The sequence below is a fragment of the Mycolicibacterium hippocampi genome (assembly GCF_010723735.1).
GTDB classification, from domain to species: Bacteria; Actinomycetota; Actinomycetes; order Mycobacteriales; family Mycobacteriaceae; genus Mycobacterium; species Mycobacterium hippocampi.
The window spans coordinates 3,050,221-3,064,610 of the sequence record NZ_BLLB01000002.1 but is presented as its reverse complement, the minus strand read 5'-3'; the positions used below and the strand labels follow the sequence as shown (position 1 = coordinate 3,064,610).

15 protein-coding genes are annotated in these 14,390 nt (G+C 68.4%); 7 read left to right on the top strand and 8 right to left on the bottom strand.

The annotated features are described in order from the left end of the window. Positions 1-84 precede the first annotated feature (84 nt). Positions 85-3,012, top strand: coding sequence for a UPF0182 family protein (locus G6N53_RS15890; RefSeq protein WP_163889924.1), 2,928 nt, complete (start codon positions 85-87; stop codon positions 3,010-3,012). Positions 3,013-3,022: 10 nt separating this feature from the next. Here the strand turns inward: G6N53_RS15890 and G6N53_RS15885 are convergent, their stop codons facing one another. Together G6N53_RS15885 and G6N53_RS15880 are read right to left on the bottom strand one after the other, a co-directional pair. Continuing rightward, complete coding sequence (locus tag G6N53_RS15885) at positions 3,023-4,240, bottom strand: class I SAM-dependent RNA methyltransferase (protein ID WP_163889922.1); 1,218 nt, start codon at positions 4,238-4,240, stop codon at positions 3,023-3,025. Further along, positions 4,237-6,240: an APC family permease gene (locus G6N53_RS15880; protein ID WP_205390565.1), complete on the bottom strand. Its 2,004-nt coding sequence runs from the start codon at positions 6,238-6,240 to the stop codon at positions 4,237-4,239. The genes G6N53_RS15885 and G6N53_RS15880 overlap by 4 nt, the downstream gene beginning before the upstream one ends. 101 nt (positions 6,241-6,341) lie before the next feature. Here G6N53_RS15880 and G6N53_RS15875 point away from each other — a divergent pair, with 101 nt between their 5' ends. Beyond that, positions 6,342-7,016 carry a potassium channel family protein gene (locus G6N53_RS15875; RefSeq protein WP_163889918.1) on the top strand — a complete coding sequence of 225 codons (675 nt, stop codon included), beginning with the start codon at positions 6,342-6,344 and terminating at the stop codon, positions 7,014-7,016. Next, positions 7,013-7,678, top strand: a complete 666-nt coding sequence (locus tag G6N53_RS15870) for a potassium channel family protein (protein WP_163889915.1) — start codon at positions 7,013-7,015, stop codon at positions 7,676-7,678. The genes G6N53_RS15875 and G6N53_RS15870 overlap by 4 nt, the downstream gene beginning before the upstream one ends. Before the next feature lie 3 nt (positions 7,679-7,681). Here G6N53_RS15870 and G6N53_RS15865 read toward each other — a convergent pair whose 3' ends face one another. Continuing rightward, positions 7,682-8,380, bottom strand: a complete 699-nt coding sequence (locus tag G6N53_RS15865; RefSeq protein ID WP_163889913.1) for a DUF3159 domain-containing protein — start codon at positions 8,378-8,380, stop codon at positions 7,682-7,684. Then, positions 8,377-8,748, bottom strand: coding sequence for an OB-fold nucleic acid binding domain-containing protein (locus G6N53_RS15860; RefSeq protein ID WP_159229502.1), 372 nt, complete (start codon positions 8,746-8,748; stop codon positions 8,377-8,379). The genes G6N53_RS15865 and G6N53_RS15860 overlap by 4 nt, the downstream gene beginning before the upstream one ends. 131 nt (positions 8,749-8,879) lie before the next feature. On the opposite strand from G6N53_RS15860, the gene G6N53_RS15855 reads away from it, so the two are divergent. Continuing rightward, positions 8,880-9,617 (top strand): serine aminopeptidase domain-containing protein, encoded by a 738-nt coding sequence (locus tag G6N53_RS15855; RefSeq protein ID WP_163889911.1) that lies wholly within the window; start codon positions 8,880-8,882, stop codon positions 9,615-9,617. Between the two features lie 79 nt (positions 9,618-9,696). Here the strand turns inward: G6N53_RS15855 and G6N53_RS15850 are convergent, their stop codons facing one another. Together G6N53_RS15850 and dut are read right to left on the bottom strand one after the other, a co-directional pair. Beyond that, complete coding sequence (locus tag G6N53_RS15850; RefSeq protein WP_163889909.1) at positions 9,697-10,479, bottom strand: DUF3710 domain-containing protein; 783 nt, start codon at positions 10,477-10,479, stop codon at positions 9,697-9,699. A gap of 1 nt (position 10,480) precedes the next feature. Next, positions 10,481-10,945 (bottom strand): dUTP diphosphatase, encoded by a 465-nt coding sequence (gene dut / locus G6N53_RS15845; protein WP_163889907.1) that lies wholly within the window; start codon positions 10,943-10,945, stop codon positions 10,481-10,483. Between the two features lie 25 nt (positions 10,946-10,970). Here dut and G6N53_RS15840 point away from each other — a divergent pair, with 25 nt between their 5' ends. Next, positions 10,971-11,447 (top strand): DUF3093 domain-containing protein, encoded by a 477-nt coding sequence (locus G6N53_RS15840; protein WP_163889905.1) that lies wholly within the window; start codon positions 10,971-10,973, stop codon positions 11,445-11,447. A 2-nt stretch (positions 11,448-11,449) separates the two neighbouring features. Here G6N53_RS15840 and G6N53_RS15835 read toward each other — a convergent pair whose 3' ends face one another. Next, positions 11,450-11,752 carry a DUF4193 domain-containing protein gene (locus G6N53_RS15835; RefSeq protein WP_163889903.1) on the bottom strand — a complete coding sequence of 101 codons (303 nt, stop codon included), beginning with the start codon at positions 11,750-11,752 and terminating at the stop codon, positions 11,450-11,452. Positions 11,753-11,917: 165 nt separating this feature from the next. Between G6N53_RS15835 and cei the strand changes: the two genes are divergently transcribed. Then, on the top strand, positions 11,918-12,574 hold the full coding sequence (cei, locus tag G6N53_RS15830) for an envelope integrity protein Cei (protein WP_163889901.1): 657 nt from the start codon (positions 11,918-11,920) through the stop codon (positions 12,572-12,574). Positions 12,575-12,611: 37 nt separating this feature from the next. Here the strand turns inward: cei and G6N53_RS15825 are convergent, their stop codons facing one another. Continuing rightward, positions 12,612-13,454: an inositol monophosphatase family protein gene (locus G6N53_RS15825; RefSeq protein WP_205390392.1), complete on the bottom strand. Its 843-nt coding sequence runs from the start codon at positions 13,452-13,454 to the stop codon at positions 12,612-12,614. A gap of 112 nt (positions 13,455-13,566) precedes the next feature. Here G6N53_RS15825 and ppgK point away from each other — a divergent pair, with 112 nt between their 5' ends. Then, positions 13,567-14,376 (top strand): polyphosphate--glucose phosphotransferase, encoded by an 810-nt coding sequence (gene ppgK / locus G6N53_RS15820; protein ID WP_163889897.1) that lies wholly within the window; start codon positions 13,567-13,569, stop codon positions 14,374-14,376. The last annotated feature ends 14 nt before the right edge of the window (positions 14,377-14,390 follow it).

Below are 14,390 nucleotides of genomic sequence, written 5' to 3'. Positions count from 1 at the left end.
GTCGGTGAGCTACCGGGAGCCTGACCGCAACGATGCCGCGGGACGCCCGGATCGACGGCATCCGATGCGATTCGGAGCGTGGAGATGACGACACCGTCGCCCGGCCAGTTACCGCAGCTTTCCAAACGCGGTCGAATCTGGGCGATCGCGGCCGCTGTGATTCTTGTTCTGCTTCTGGTCGGCCCACCGGTTCTCGACCTCTACGTCGACTGGCTGTGGTTCGGGGAGGTCGGTTTCCGATCAGTGTGGCTGACCGTGCTGCTCACCAAGCTGGCCACCTTCGCGGCCGTGGCGGTGTTGGTCGGCGGCTGCGTGGCGATCGCCATCGTATTGGCCTACCGCTCGCGCCCGGTGTTTGTCCCCGAGCGCAAGCCTCAGGATCCGCTGACGCCGTACCGCACCGCCCTGATGACTCGGCCGATATTGGTCACCCTCGGCATCGCCGGCGGTCTGGGCCTGCTGTGTGGGCTGATCGCGCAGCTGAACTGGGCGACTGTGCAGTTGTTTCTGCACGGCGGCGCATTCGGCATCGTCGACCCGGAATTCGGCCACGACATCGGTTTCTTCGTCTTCGATCTGCCGCTCTATCGGTCGGTGCTGAGCTGGATGCTCGTCGCCTCGGTGTTGGCACTCGTCGCGAACCTGGTCACCCAATACCTGTTCGGGGGCTTCCGCGTGGCGGAGGGCAAGGGAACGCTCACCCAGTCCGCGCGCATCCAGGTCGCTGTGCTCGCCGGCCTCGTGGTGCTGCTCAAGGCGGTGGCCTACTGGTTCGATCGCTACGAACTGCTGACCGGCGGCCGAAAGGAACCGACGTTCACGGGCGCGGGTTATACCGACATCCACGCGGTACTCCCCGCACGCCTCGTGCTGTTGGCCATCGCCGTGCTGTGCGCCGCCTCGTTCTTCGCCGTTGTCTTTCTGCGCGACATGCGGATACCCGCGATGGCCACGGCACTGCTGGTGCTGTCGTCCATACTCGTCGGCGGCGTGTGGCCGATGCTTATGGAACAGTTCTCGGTGCGTCCCAATGCAGCCGACGTCGAACGGCCCTACATCCAGCGCAACATCGACGCCACCCGACAGGCGTTCCGGCTCGATGGGGACGCCGTCGAGTACCGGGCCTATCCAGGCATCGGCACCAAGCCCCCGCAGGAAGTGCCGGCAGACCGGACCACCATCGCCCAAACGCGTTTACTCGACCCCGACATCCTGTCGCGGACGTTCACCCAGCAGCAACAACTCAAGAACTTCTACAGCTTCCCTGACATTCTCGACATCGACCGGTACCGCATCGACGGTCAGTTGCAGGACTACATCGTCGGGGTTCGTGAACTCTCTCCGGACAGCTTGACCGGCAACCAGACCGACTGGATCAATCGTCATACCGTCTACACGCACGGCAACGGATTTGTCGCCGCCCCGGCGAACCGGGTCAACGCCGCCGTGCGCGATGCCGCCGAGGCATCCGAAACCAACAGCGGTTACCCGATCTATGCGGTGAGCGACATCGCCACGCAGGCATCGGGCGACCAGGTCATTCCCGTGGACCAACCCCGGATCTACTTCGGTGAGGTCATCGCCAGAACCGACCCCGACTACGCCATCGTCGGCGGGGCTCCGGACTCACCACCGCGCGAGTACGACACCGATACCTCCACCTACACCTACACCGGCGCCGGCGGAGTTTCGATCGGCAACTGGTTGAATCGCAGCGTGTTCGCGGCGAGGTTCGCCGAACGCAACATCCTGTTCTCCCGGGCGATCGGCTCGGAGTCCAAAGTGTTGTTCCACCGTGACCCGAAAGAACGGGTGCAGCGCGTGGCGCCGTGGCTCACCACCGACGGCAACGCCTATCCCGCCGTGGTCGACGGCCGAGTCCTGTGGATCATCGACGCGTACACAACCCTCGACTCCTACCCCTACGCCCAGCGGATGGCACTCGAGGCCCCGGCCATTACCGACAGCGGCGTGGTACGCGCGGGCGCAGAGGTCTCGTACGCCCGCAATTCGGTCAAGGCGACCGTCGACGCCTATGACGGCACCGTGACGCTCTACCAGTTCGATACCGACGATCCGGTTCTGGCCGCGTGGATGCGTTCGCTGCCCGGGAGCGTCAAAGCCGAAGACGAAATCTCCGATGAACTGCGCGCCCACTTCCGCTATCCCGAGGATCTCTTCAGGATCCAGCGCGAGCTGTTGGCCAAATACCACGTCAACGAGCCGCGAGAGTTCTTCACCACCAACGCGTTCTGGTCGGTGCCGAGCGATCCGACCGATGACGCGAACCCGGCCCAACCACCGTTCTACATACTCGTCGGGGATGAGCAGACGGCCGAGCCGTCCTTCCGACTCGCTACAGCGATGGTGGGCTACAACCGGGAGTTCCTGTCCGCGTACATCTCGGCCCATTCCGACCCCGAAGACTACGGCAAGCTCACCGTGCTGCGTCTGCCGACCGACACCCTGACCCAGGGACCGCAACAGATCCAGAACTCGATGATCTCCGATACCAGGGTGGCCTCGGAGCGCACACTGCTCGAACGATCGAACCGGATCCACTACGGCAATCTGTTGACCCTGCCGATCGCCGACGGCGGCGTGCTGTATGTGGAACCGCTGTACACGGAACGCATCTCGACCAACCCGAACAGCTCGACCTTCCCGCAACTCTCCCGGGTGCTGGTCAGCTTCCGCGAACCCGGAGACGGCGGTGTCCGGGTGGGCTACGGACCGACGTTGGCCGAGGCGCTCGACCAGGTGTTCGGGCCAGGCACCGGCCGGGTGGCCACCGCGCCCGGCGGCGACGCCGCGTCAGCCCCCCCGCCGTCGGCCACGCCACCACGAGATCTGCCCGCGCCGGAAGCAGCACCACCGGCGGCGGTGCCGACACCCGGCCCCGGAGAGCCTGCAACGTCGGCAGCCGAGCTCAAAGAAGCCATCGAGGAGATGCGCGAGGTGCTGGAACGAATGCAGCAGGCAGTCGACGGACTCGAAGCGGACGATCCGTAGCGGCGGCGACTCACCGGGTGAGCACCGCGATGCACTCGACGTGGTGGGTGAGCGGGAACGAGTCGAAGACCTCCAGCTTCTCCACGGCGTACCCGTGCCCCCGGTAGAGCCCGATGTCCCGCGCGAAAGATGCTGCTTCACAACCGATATGGATGATGCGCGGCACCTCGGCCGCTGCCAGCAGATCGATCACGTCGCGCCCTGCCCCGGCGCGCGGCGGGTCCAGCACCGCGACGTCGGCGCGGCTGCGCTGCCCGGTCAGTGCCCGCCGCACGGAGTCGGTGAGCACCTCCACCCAGCTCAGGTCGGCGAGTGCGGCACGCGCCGCGCGGGAGGCACCCCGCGACGTGTCGACGGTGAGCACCCGGCCGGTGTCCCCGACCCTGTCGGCCAGCGCCGCCGCGAAAACGCCTGCGCCACCGTAGAGATCCCACGCCGTCATCCCCGGCTCCATCGCGGCCCAGTCGGCGACTACCGAACTGTAAAGGTTCGGTGCGTCGCGGTGCGCCTGCCAGAACGCCGTCACCGGCACCCGCCAGCTGCGCCCACCGACCCGCTGCACCGCCTCGTAGCCACCCTCGGCCACCGTCGTGGTCTTGCGCGCACCCCGCGAGCCGGACACCACCACGTGGCGGGCGGCCTCGTCGTCAACCGCGACATGGACCCCCGAACCCGCGGGCCACCGGGTCTCGGCGATCCCTGCGAGCATGCCCGGCGGCAGCTGCGCGCAGTCGAGCCGGTGCACCAATTCGGCGCTGTGATAGCGGTGAAAGCCCGCCCGGCCGTCTGCCGAGGTGCCCAGCCGCACCCGGGTCCGCCATCCCGTGGCACCGAGCTCACCCACCGGCGACGCAGCGGCATCGTCTTCGTCGCGCCAGTGGTACCCGCCGAGGCGCGCAAGCTGGTTGGCCACCACCGCACCCTTGAGCCGACGCGCGGCGGCCGGGTCGGCGAACGCGAGGTCGCAGCATCCCGCGGCGCCCACCCCGGCGATCGGACACAGCGACTCGATCCGGTCGGCCGACGGCTCGAGCACCTCGACGACGTCGGCGTTCCAGTAGGACCCGTGGGCGCCGGCACCGCCCGTCACCCGGGCCCTGACCTTCTCCGACGGCAGCGCGTACCGCACGAAGACCACCCTGCCGTCGTGGCGCGCCACGCAGCTGCCGCCGTTGGCCGCAGCCCCGGTGGTCAGCGTGAGTTCGGTGGGAGCGGAATCGATGCTCAATCCAGGAACCCCTTGCGCGCATCGCCTGGGGCCGACTGCGGTTCCAGCTTCTTCAACCGCTCCGACGACGTCAGCTGCCACGGGACCGAGGTCACCATGACGTTGGGCTCGAACAGCAATCTGCCCTTCAGTCGCAACGCACTCTGGTTGTGCAGCAACTGTTCCCACCAGTGGCCGACCACGTACTCGGGGATGAAGACGGTGACCACGGTGCGCGGCGAGTCCTTGCTGACCCGCTTGACGTATTCGAGCACCGGGCGGGTGATCTCCCGGTACGGGGACGCGATCACCTTCAGCGGCACGCTGATGTCGCTTTGCTCCCACTTGTGCACCAGTGCGCGTGTCTCGGCGTCGTCGACGCTGACGGTGATGGCCTCCACCAGGTCGGGACGGGTGGCGCGGGCGTAGGCCAGCGCGCGCAGCGTCGGCAGATGCACGTTGGACACCAGGACGATCGCGTGGTTGCGGCTGGGCAGCACGATGTCCTCGGCCTCGGCGGCGCGCAGTTCGAGCTCGCGACTCACCGACGCGTAGTGCTTGTGGATGAGTTTCATGATGGCGAACAGCGAACCCATCGCCAGGATCGCGATCCAGGCACCCGCCAGGAACTTGGTGGCGACGACGATGATCAGCACGGTGCCGGTGCAGAGGAAGCCCACGGTGTTGATGGCGCGGGAGCGCTTCATCCGGCCGCGGGCATCAGCGTCGGTCTCGGTGCGCAGCAGCCGGGTCCAATGCCGCATCATGCCCATCTGACTCAACGTGAACGACACGAACACCCCGACGATGTACAGCTGGATCAGGGCGGTGACCTGAGCCTGGAACGCCACCACGAAGGCGATGGCACCGAAGGCCAGGAACAGGATTCCGTTGGAGAACGCCAGCCGGTCGCCCCGGGTGTGCAGCTGACGGGGCAGGAACCGGTCCTGCGCGAGAATCGAGCCGAGTACCGGAAATCCGTTGAACGCGGTGTTGGCCGCAAGCACCAGGATCAGTGCGGTGACACCGGCGATCAGGAACAGCCCGACCGGGGAGCTGTGGAACACCGCGTCGGCCAGCTGCACCACCAGCGTCTTCTGCTCGTAGTCTTCAGGCGCGCCGACGAGCTGTTCGCCGGGCCGTTCCGCGATCTGCACGCCGGTCGCCTTGGCCAGCATGATGACGCCCATGAACATGGTGATCGCGATGATGCCCAGCCCCAGCAGGGTGGTCGCGGCGTTGCGCGACTTCGGCTTGCGGAACGCCGGAACGCCGTTGCTGATCGCTTCGACGCCGGTCAGAGCGGCACTGCCCGACGAGAACGCCCTCGCGACCAGGAACACCAGCGCGAAGCCGAGGATGTCGCCGTGCTCGGAGGTCAACTCGAACTCGGCAGATTCGGCACGCAACGGCTCGTCGAGTGCGTAGACCTGGAAGAACCCCCAGACCAGCATCGTGTACATGCCGATCATGAACGCATAGGTGGGAATCGCGAAAGCGGTCCCCGACTCCCGCACTCCGCGCAGGTTCAGCGAGGCCAGCAGCAGGATCGCGGCGACCGCGAACCACACCTTGTGCTCGTTGACGAACGGCACCGCCGAGCCGATGTTCGACATCGCCGACGACATCGACACCGCGACGGTCAGTACGTAATCCACCAGCAGCGCGCTGGCCACGGTGAGTCCTGCCGTGGGCCCGAGGTTGGTGTTGGCGACCTCGTAGTCGCCACCACCCGACGGGTAGGCGTGCACATTCTGCCGGTAGCTGGCGATCACGATGAACATCACCGCCGCCACCGCGAGGCCGATCCAGGGCGCCATCGAGTAGGCGGCCAGCCCCGCCACCGACAGCACCAGGAAGATCTCCTCGGGTGCGTATGCCACAGAGGACAACGCATCGGAGGCGAAGACCGGCAGTGCTATCCGCTTGGGCAGCAGGGTGTGCGACAGGTTGTCGCTGCGGAAGGGCCGGCCCAGCACCAGCCGCCGTGCGGCGGTAGAAAGCTTGGACACGAGAGCCAAGAGTAGGCCCACACGACGATCGCGGTAGCGTTCGGAGTGCGCAGGTCTGCAACAGCAGTTTGGGTGAGCCACAGCTGGCTCCGGCCGGAAGGGACCGTCAGGTGCGTGTAGTGGTCATGGGATGTGGCCGGGTGGGCGCATCCCTTGCGGACAGCCTGGCCCGTATCGGCCACGACGTCGCCGTGATCGACCGGGACGGCACGGCTTTTCACCGGCTCTCCCCCGACTTCTCCGGACAACGGGTGCTCGGCATGGGCTTCGACCGTGACGTGTTGCTGCGCGCGGGCATCGAGGACGCTGCCGCCTTCGCGGCGGTGTCGTCGGGCGACAACTCGAACATCATCTCCGCACGGGTGGCCCGTGAGACGTTCGGCGTCGCCCGCGTCGTGGCCCGCATCTACGACGCCAAGCGCGCCGCGGTCTACGAACGGCTCGGCATCCCCACCGTCGCCACCGTGCCCTGGACCACCGACCGGCTGCTGAACGTCCTCACCCGCGAGACCGAGACCACCAAGTGGCGGGACCCCACCGGCAACGTCGGGGTCACCGAGCTGGCCCTGCACGAGGGCTGGATGGGGCACCGGGTCACCGAACTGGAAGCCGCCACCGCGGGCCGGGTGTCGTTCATTATCCGCTTCGGCGCCGGGTTGCTGCCCGAGGCCAAGACCGTCATCCAGGCCGGCGACCAGGTGTACCTGGCCGCCGTCTCCGGGCACATCGCCGAGGCGCTGGCCATCGCGGCACTGCCCCCGAGCGAGGATTCGGACAACGCATGAAGGTCGCCATCGCCGGGGCGGGTGCCGTCGGGCGCTCCATCGCGCGGGAACTCGTCGAATCCCACGAGGTCACGCTGCTCGAGCGCAACCCCGATCACATCGACGTCGACGCCATCCCGGCCGCGCACTGGCGCCTGGGTGACGCGTGTGAGCTCAGCCTGCTGGAATCGGTCAAGCTCGAGGAATTCGACGTGGTGATCGCCGCCACCGGCGACGACAAGGCCAACGTCGTCGTCAGCCTGCTGTCCAAGACCGAGTTCGCCGTTGCCCGGGTGGTGGCCCGGGTCAACGACCCCCGCAACGAATGGCTCTTCGACGAGGCGTGGGGCGTCGACGTCGCGGTGTCCACCCCGCGGATGTTGGCCTCACTGGTCGAGGAAGCGGTGTCGGTCGGCGATCTGGTCCGGCTGATGGAGTTCAGCAAGGGCCAGGCCAATCTGGTCGAGATCACGCTGCCCGACGACACCCCCTGGGGCGGCAAGCCGGTCAAGCGTCTCGAGCTGCCCCGCGATGTGGCACTGGTGACGATCCTGCGGGGTCCGCGCGTCATCGTCCCCGAAGGCGACGAGCCGCTCGAGGGCGGCGACGAACTGCTGTTCGTCGCGGTCGCCGAAGTGGAGGACGAACTGCGCGAACTGCTCCTGCACCCGCGGCTGCGGTGAGCTTCAGCGCGGCTTCTGCACCGAGTCGTCGGGTTCGGACGCCGTGTCGAGGTCGTCGGTGGTGTCGTGCTCGTGCAGCGCGCGTTGGGCGGCTCTGATCGCCAGGTAGGTCACCAGCGCTGCCACGGCCGTCAGCGGCCAGCCCATCGAGATCCGGGCCACCCCCAGCCAGCCCGTCTGGTCGGCGTCGTAGAGATGGTTCTGCACCACGAACCGTGAGGTGAACACCACCACCCACACCAGCGTCGCGGCATCGAAGGCGCGCACCGCTCGGGGTACGTCGCGCCACCGCCGGTCGTGGGTGTTGACCCACCCCCAGATGTAGCCGACCACAGGCCTGCGGATGACGACGGACGTGGTGAACACGACGGCCCAGAACAGCGACATCCAGATGCCGAGCAGGAAATACCCCTTGGAGGCCCCGACGAGGTAGGCGATCAGGGCGCTGACGCCGACCGCGAAGAAACCCGAGATCGCGGGTTGCACCGAGTCCCGGCGGAACAGCCGCCATCCGAGGATCAGCGTCGCGACCCCCAGGGCGGCGCCGATGGCGGGCATCAGCCCGAACGCCGAGGACACCGGGACGAACACCACCACCGGCAGCGACGAGTAGATCAGCCCGCTGACGCCGCCCATCTGTGCGAGGACGGCCGCTCCCCGCGGTGCTGAGGCCTCGCCCGGTTCGGTACCGGGGGCGCTCACTTCTGGATCTCGTAGTGGGGGTTGTAGATCGCCTTGGAACCGTTGTCCAGTTTGCCGACCCGGCCATGCACCTTGAGGGTGCGCCCGGACTCGATGCCGGGGATGCGGCGCTGCCCGAGCCACACCAGCATCACCGAGTCGGTGCCGTCGAACAGTTCGGCCTTGACGCCGCCCGCACAGCTCTTGCCGTTGCATTCGACGCTGCGCAGCGTGCCGACCATGGTCACCTCTTGGCCGCGGTGACAGTCGATCGCCTTCTGCGCGCCGGTGCTCGCGGCTTCGTCGCTGAGCTCCTGCACGTCGAGCTGTTCGGGGTCCTCGGTCAACCGACGGGTGAGCCGCCGCAGATACCCCTCGGCCGTGGCCATGGCTTCTCCTGACCTTGTCGATCGATTGTGGTACACCCAATCAAACGCCACGGTAGACCTCTTGCTTCCGATTTGCCACGTGGGCCCGGCCCCGCCACGCCGGGGATTCCGGCAGCGGGCACGATCATGTGATGGCGGTCGATCTGCGCGGTGTCACCACCGTTCTGCTTCCTGGCACAGGCTCCGACGACGACTTCGTCTACCGGGCTTTTTCCCCTTCGCTTCACGAGGTCGGGGCGGTTGTCGTGACCCCGCCGCCGCAGCCGCGCCGACTGCTCGACGGGTACCGCGACGAACTCGACAGCGCGGCGCGGGCGGCCGGTCAGCAGCCGATTGCGGTGGGCGGTGTGTCGATCGGCGCCGCCGTCGCGGCGGCGTGGGCGTTGTCCCATCCCGGCCGGGTGGTTGCGGTGCTGGCCGCGCTGCCGGCGTGGACCGGCGTGCCCGACGGAGCGCCCGCCGCGCTGGCGGCCCGCTACTCCGCGGAGGTGTTGCGGCGCGACGGCCTGGTGTCGGCCACCGCGCAGATGCAGGCGTCGAGCCCGGCGTGGCTGGCCGGGGAGTTGACCCGATCATGGGTCGGGCAGTGGCCCGCGCTGCCCGAGGCGATGGAGGCGGCGGCCCGATATGTCGCGCCGACCGTCGGCGATCTCGAGGCACTCACCGCGCCGATGGGGGTGGTGTCGGCCGACGATGACCAAGTGCATCCGCTGGAGGTCGGTATCGAATGGGTGTCGGCGGCCCCGCGTGCGGCGCTGCGCACCGTGACCCTCGACGAGATCGGGACCGATCCCGGCGTCCTGGGAGCGCAGTGTCTGGCCGCGCTGCGGGACGCCGACGATCCGGCCCGACCCAGACGAGCCCCGTAAGCCGCCGGAACTGCATTCCAGGCGCGAAAAAGCGAATGCTGACCTGCTGGAATACCGTTCCGGCGCGGAGTGGTCCGGGCTATCCCCCGGTGCCGGTGATGGTGGTGCGCAGTTGCTGCATCGCCGACCCCTGGGTGCCGCGCCGGGCCTCCGGCTGTTGTTCTTCGGGCGGCTGTTGTTCTTCGGGCGGCTGCTGTTGCTGGGGTTGGGGCTGGCCCGACGCCGCCGCCTGCTGCGCAGCGGCCTGTTCGGTGGCGGCGCGCAGCTGCGCCGCCATGGCGTCCGGCAGCTGTATCGGCAACGGGGTGCGGACCGGCATTGGCGTGTCCCCGCGGCGAACGACCGTGTCGGCCAACGCATCCCGTGCCTGCTGGGCCAGCGCGGCGATCCGTTCGTGGGGGCCGCTGACGACACATCTGATCATCCAGCGGTAGCCGTCCACACCGATGAAGCGCACCACACCGGCATTCTCGGCGCCCACTCCGACGACCTCGCGACCCCACGGACCGTCCTCGATGCTGACCTTGGGGACGTCTTTGCGCAGCGAGTCAGCCAGCTCCGAGGCGACCTCCCGCCACAGGCCGGTGGACTTGGGCGCCGCGTACGCCGCGATCGTGAAGCGGCCGTTGGGGGTCACCACCCAGACGGCGCTGGGCACGCCGGTGTTGCCGAGCTCGACCTGCACCTGGCCGGCCTCGGGCATCGGGATCAAAACCGAGCCCAGGTCGAGCCGGGCCACCGCCGCGACCGCCGGATCGTCGAAGTCGTCGATGTCGAACGGGCCTTCGAGCTCCTCGCCGGCATCGGCGGCCGTGCCCTCAGGGGCGTCGGAGCTGTCGTTACGTTGTCTCTTCAATGCCATTTCACAAACTCGCATGTCCGCCGGAGGAACCGTGGCCACCGTCACCACGGGTTGTGTCGGCCAAGCCGGCCTCGTCGAACGACGTCACCTCGATCAGTTCGGGCAGTTCCACTCGCTGCACCAGCAACTGGGCTATCCGATCTCCACGACGGACGACGATCGGGGTCCGGGGGTCGAGGTTGATCAGCGAGACCTTCACCTCGCCACGGTAGCCCGCGTCGACGGTGCCGGGACTGTTGACGATCGAAAGCCCTACGCGGGCAGCCAGGCCCGAACGCGGATGCACCAGCCCGACCATGCCGAACGGTATCGCCACCGCGACGCCTGTCGGCACGAGAGCCCGCTCACCGGGCCCGAGTTCGATGTCCTGGGCACTGTAGAGATCGACTCCCGCGTCACCGTCGTGGGCGCGGCTGGGCAGCGGCAGGTCGCGATCCAGTCGCAGTACCGCCAGAGAGGTGGACACGACGTCAGAGATTACTCTTGGCCGCGTGTCCGACACGCGCGCCACCACGCAAACCGTTCGCTACCGCGAACGCCTGTGGGTCCCGTGGTGGTGGTGGCTGCCCGGCCTGGGCCTGGCCGCGCTGATCGCGCTGGAGGTCAACCAGGGGGTCAAGGCGCTGCCCAACTGGCTGCCGTTCGCGGTGCTGCTGCCGGTCGCAGTCGTCGTGCTGTTGTGGCTCGGCAGGACCGAGTTGCGCGTCACCAGCGGTGACGGAGAGACCGAACTGTGGATCGGCGGCGCCCACCTGCCGGTGAGCGTCGTCGCGCGCTCCGCCGAGGTGCCCCGCTCGGCCAAGTCGGCGGCGCTGGGCCGCCAATTGGACCCGGCCGCCTACGTCGTGCACCGGGCGTGGATCGGTCCGATGGCCCTGCTGGTCCTCGACGATCCCGACGACCCCACCCCGTACTGGTTGATCAGTGCCCGGCACCCGGACAAGGTGCTCGCCGCACTGGCCTCCTGACCTCAGGCGCCGCAGTCCGTGCAGATCATCTGGCCGTTCTTCTCGCTGGCCAGCCGGCTGCGGTGATGGACCAGGAAGCAGCTCGAGCAGGTGAACTCGTCGGCCTGCTTCGGGATCACCCGCACCGACAGCTCTTCGCCGGACAGATCGGCGCCGGGCAGTTCGAACGATTCGGCGGACTCGGATTCATCGACGTCGACCACCGCCGACTGGGCCTCGTTGCGCCGAGCCTTCAGTTCTTCGAGTGAGTCCTCGGAAACGTCATCGGTCTCGGTGCGCCGTGGGGCGTCGTAGTCAGTGGCCATCTGTGTCCCCTCCGTGGAGCTAGTGCAGCAGTGCTTTGTACCAGCGTCGAACGCATCCGCCAAATGATTCGTGCCCGGATTGCCTCCGGTTCTAATGTGATATGCATCACATCTTCATCCGCGCCGGTCGGAGCGCCGCGGACGGCTGCGCTTAGAGTGCACAACGTGGTCGCGCATATCACCGACGGAACGGCGTTCGACAAGCACGGACGGCCTTTTCGCCGCCGCAGCTTCCTGCCCGGGATCGTGCTGTTCGCATCCCTGGCTGTCGTGACCGCCCTCGTGTGGATGATCGCGCTGTCGCGGCCACCGGACGTCCGCGAGGCAGCAGTCTGCAATCCGCCGCCCACGCCTGCCGATCCGGACGCGTTCACACCCCGACTCGGCGAACAGGTTCCCCGCACCGAGATGACCGATGTCACCCCCGCCAAGCTCGCCGACACCAACGTCCGGGTGCTCAACGCCAGCGGGCAGGGCGGGCAGGCAGCCGAGGTCGCGGGAGCGCTGCGTGACCTCGGGTTCGCCGATCCCGAGGCCGACAACGACCCGATATACGAGACGGCACGGCTGGCCTGCCAGGGCCAGATCCGGTTCGGCCCGTCCGGGCGGGCCGCTGCGGCCGCGGTCTGGCTGGTGGCGCCCTGCACCGAGTTGTTCCAGGATGAGCGCACCGACGACACCGTCGACCTCGCTCTGGGCACCGACTTCACCGAGTTGAGCCGCGGTGACGACATCGACGCCGTGCTCGCCAGCCTGCTGCCCGAAGCGACCCAGCCCGCCGACCCGGCACTGCTGTCCAAGATCCACACCGGAGCGTGTTGAGCGGGCCCACCCGTGAGTGAGGGGTCGCGATCGCGACCTACAACGCGCCGCAGCCCGCCAGCGCAGCGTCCAACGCCGCGCTGATCCCCGGAGCCGCGGTCACCACGAATCCGGGGCCGTCGAGCGACGACGGCAACCGCACATCTGCCCCCGCCTCGCCGGCGATCAGCGCCCCCGCCGCCCAGTCCCACACATGGACACCGTCTTCGTAGTAGGCGTCGAGCCTGCCCGCGGCCACCATGCACAGGTCCAACGCGCACGAACCGATCCGGCGCAGGTCACGCACCTGCGGCAGCAGCTCGGCGACGATCTGGCCCTGCCGGCGGCGGACTTCGGGCCGGTAGCCGAAGCCCGTGCCCACCAGCGCCATCGGCAGTTCGGTCACCGCACTGCAGCGCAGCTCGGTCACCACCCCGTCACGGCGCAGTCGGGCACCGTGTCCCAGCGCCGCCGAGTACACCGCGCCGGCCGCGACGTCCGCGACCGCCCCGGCCACCGAGGCGCCGCCGCGCTGCACACCGACCGACACCGCATACGCCTCGATCCCGTACAGGAAGTTCACCGTGCCGTCGATGGGGTCGAGCACCCAGGTCAGCTCCCCGTCCGCCCCACCGGTGGGCCCGCCCTCCTCCTCGCCGAGGATGCGTTCCCCCGGGCGCAGTTCGGCCAGCCGGCCCCGCAGCAGCCGTTCGGTCTCGGTGTCGACGACGGTGACCGGGTCGGTCGCCGTGCTCTTCGAGCGCACCGCATGCGCCGCCGACGCACCGCCGCCACCAGCGCCGAAAACCTCCACGCGGCGCTTCCTGACGAACGCCGCCGCCTCCGACGCCAACTGCTCGGCCAACGAACGAAGCTGCACAGGGGCGGTGTCCTCGGTCACCCACCCATCGCAACACACCCGGCGACCGCAGACGATTCGGGATGCAGGACCGACCCGCGTCCCGATAGGCGAGCCGATAGTGTGTCAAGCGCACCCGCGCAGAGGAGCTCGCATGACCGCCACTCAATCCTCCGGTCCAGCCGGTACCGAATCCGGTTCCGGGGCTCGCCGCGGTTTCGGCGTCGACGTCGGCGGCAGCGGCGTCAAGGGCGGCATCGTCGACCTGGACACGGGGTCCCTGATCGGTGAGCGGTTCAAGGTACTCACCCCCCAGCCGGCGACGCCAACGGCCGTCGCCGAGACCATCGCCGAGGTCGTCGCGCATTTCGACTGGCAGGGACCGCTGGGGGTGACGTATCCCGGGGTGGTGACCGACGGGATCGTGCGGACCGCCGCCAACGTCGACAAGGCCTGGATCGGCGCCGACGCCCGCGAGGTCATCGGCGGGGCGTTGGGCGGGCGGTCGGTGACGGTGCTCAACGACGCCGACGCGGCCGGACTCGCCGAAGAGAAATTCGGTGCCGGCCGGGACAACACGGGAGTCATCGTGCTGCTGACGTTCGGCACCGGGATCGGCTCGGCGGTCATACACAACGGCGTGCTGCTGCCCAACACCGAATTCGGCCACCTCGAGGTCGGCGGCAAGGAGGCCGAGCACCGCGCCGCCAGTTCGGTCAAGGACCGCAAGGAATGGTCGTACCAGCGTTGGACGGAAGAAGTCACGAAAGTGCTGGTGGTGATCGAGAACGCGATCTGGCCGGACCTGTTCATCGCCGGCGGCGGCATCAGCCGCAAGGCCCACAAATGGATTCCGCTGCTCGAGAACCGGACCCCGGTGGTCGCGGCGGCACTGCAGAACACCGCGGGCATCGTCGGTGCCGCGATGGCGGCCGAGACCGACGTCACCGCTACTCACAAGTAACCCCGCTGGAACCC

What these genes read in the sequence shown, in the direction of transcription:
- G6N53_RS15890 (WP_163889924.1), top strand. Translation starts at nt 85, where the DNA reads ATGACGACACCGTCGCCCGGCCAGTTACCGCAGCTTTCCAAACGCGGT.
- G6N53_RS15870 (WP_163889915.1), top strand. Translation starts at nt 7,013, where the DNA reads ATGAAGGTCGCCATCGCCGGGGCGGGTGCCGTCGGGCGCTCCATCGCG.
- G6N53_RS15860 (WP_159229502.1), bottom strand. Translation starts at nt 8,748, where the DNA reads ATGGCCACGGCCGAGGGGTATCTGCGGCGGCTCACCCGTCGGTTGACC.
- G6N53_RS15855 (WP_163889911.1), top strand. Translation starts at nt 8,880, where the DNA reads ATGGCGGTCGATCTGCGCGGTGTCACCACCGTTCTGCTTCCTGGCACA.
- G6N53_RS15850 (WP_163889909.1), bottom strand. Translation starts at nt 10,479, where the DNA reads ATGGCATTGAAGAGACAACGTAACGACAGCTCCGACGCCCCTGAGGGC.
- G6N53_RS15835 (WP_163889903.1), bottom strand. Translation starts at nt 11,752, where the DNA reads ATGGCCACTGACTACGACGCCCCACGGCGCACCGAGACCGATGACGTT.
- ppgK (WP_163889897.1), top strand. Translation starts at nt 13,567, where the DNA reads ATGACCGCCACTCAATCCTCCGGTCCAGCCGGTACCGAATCCGGTTCC.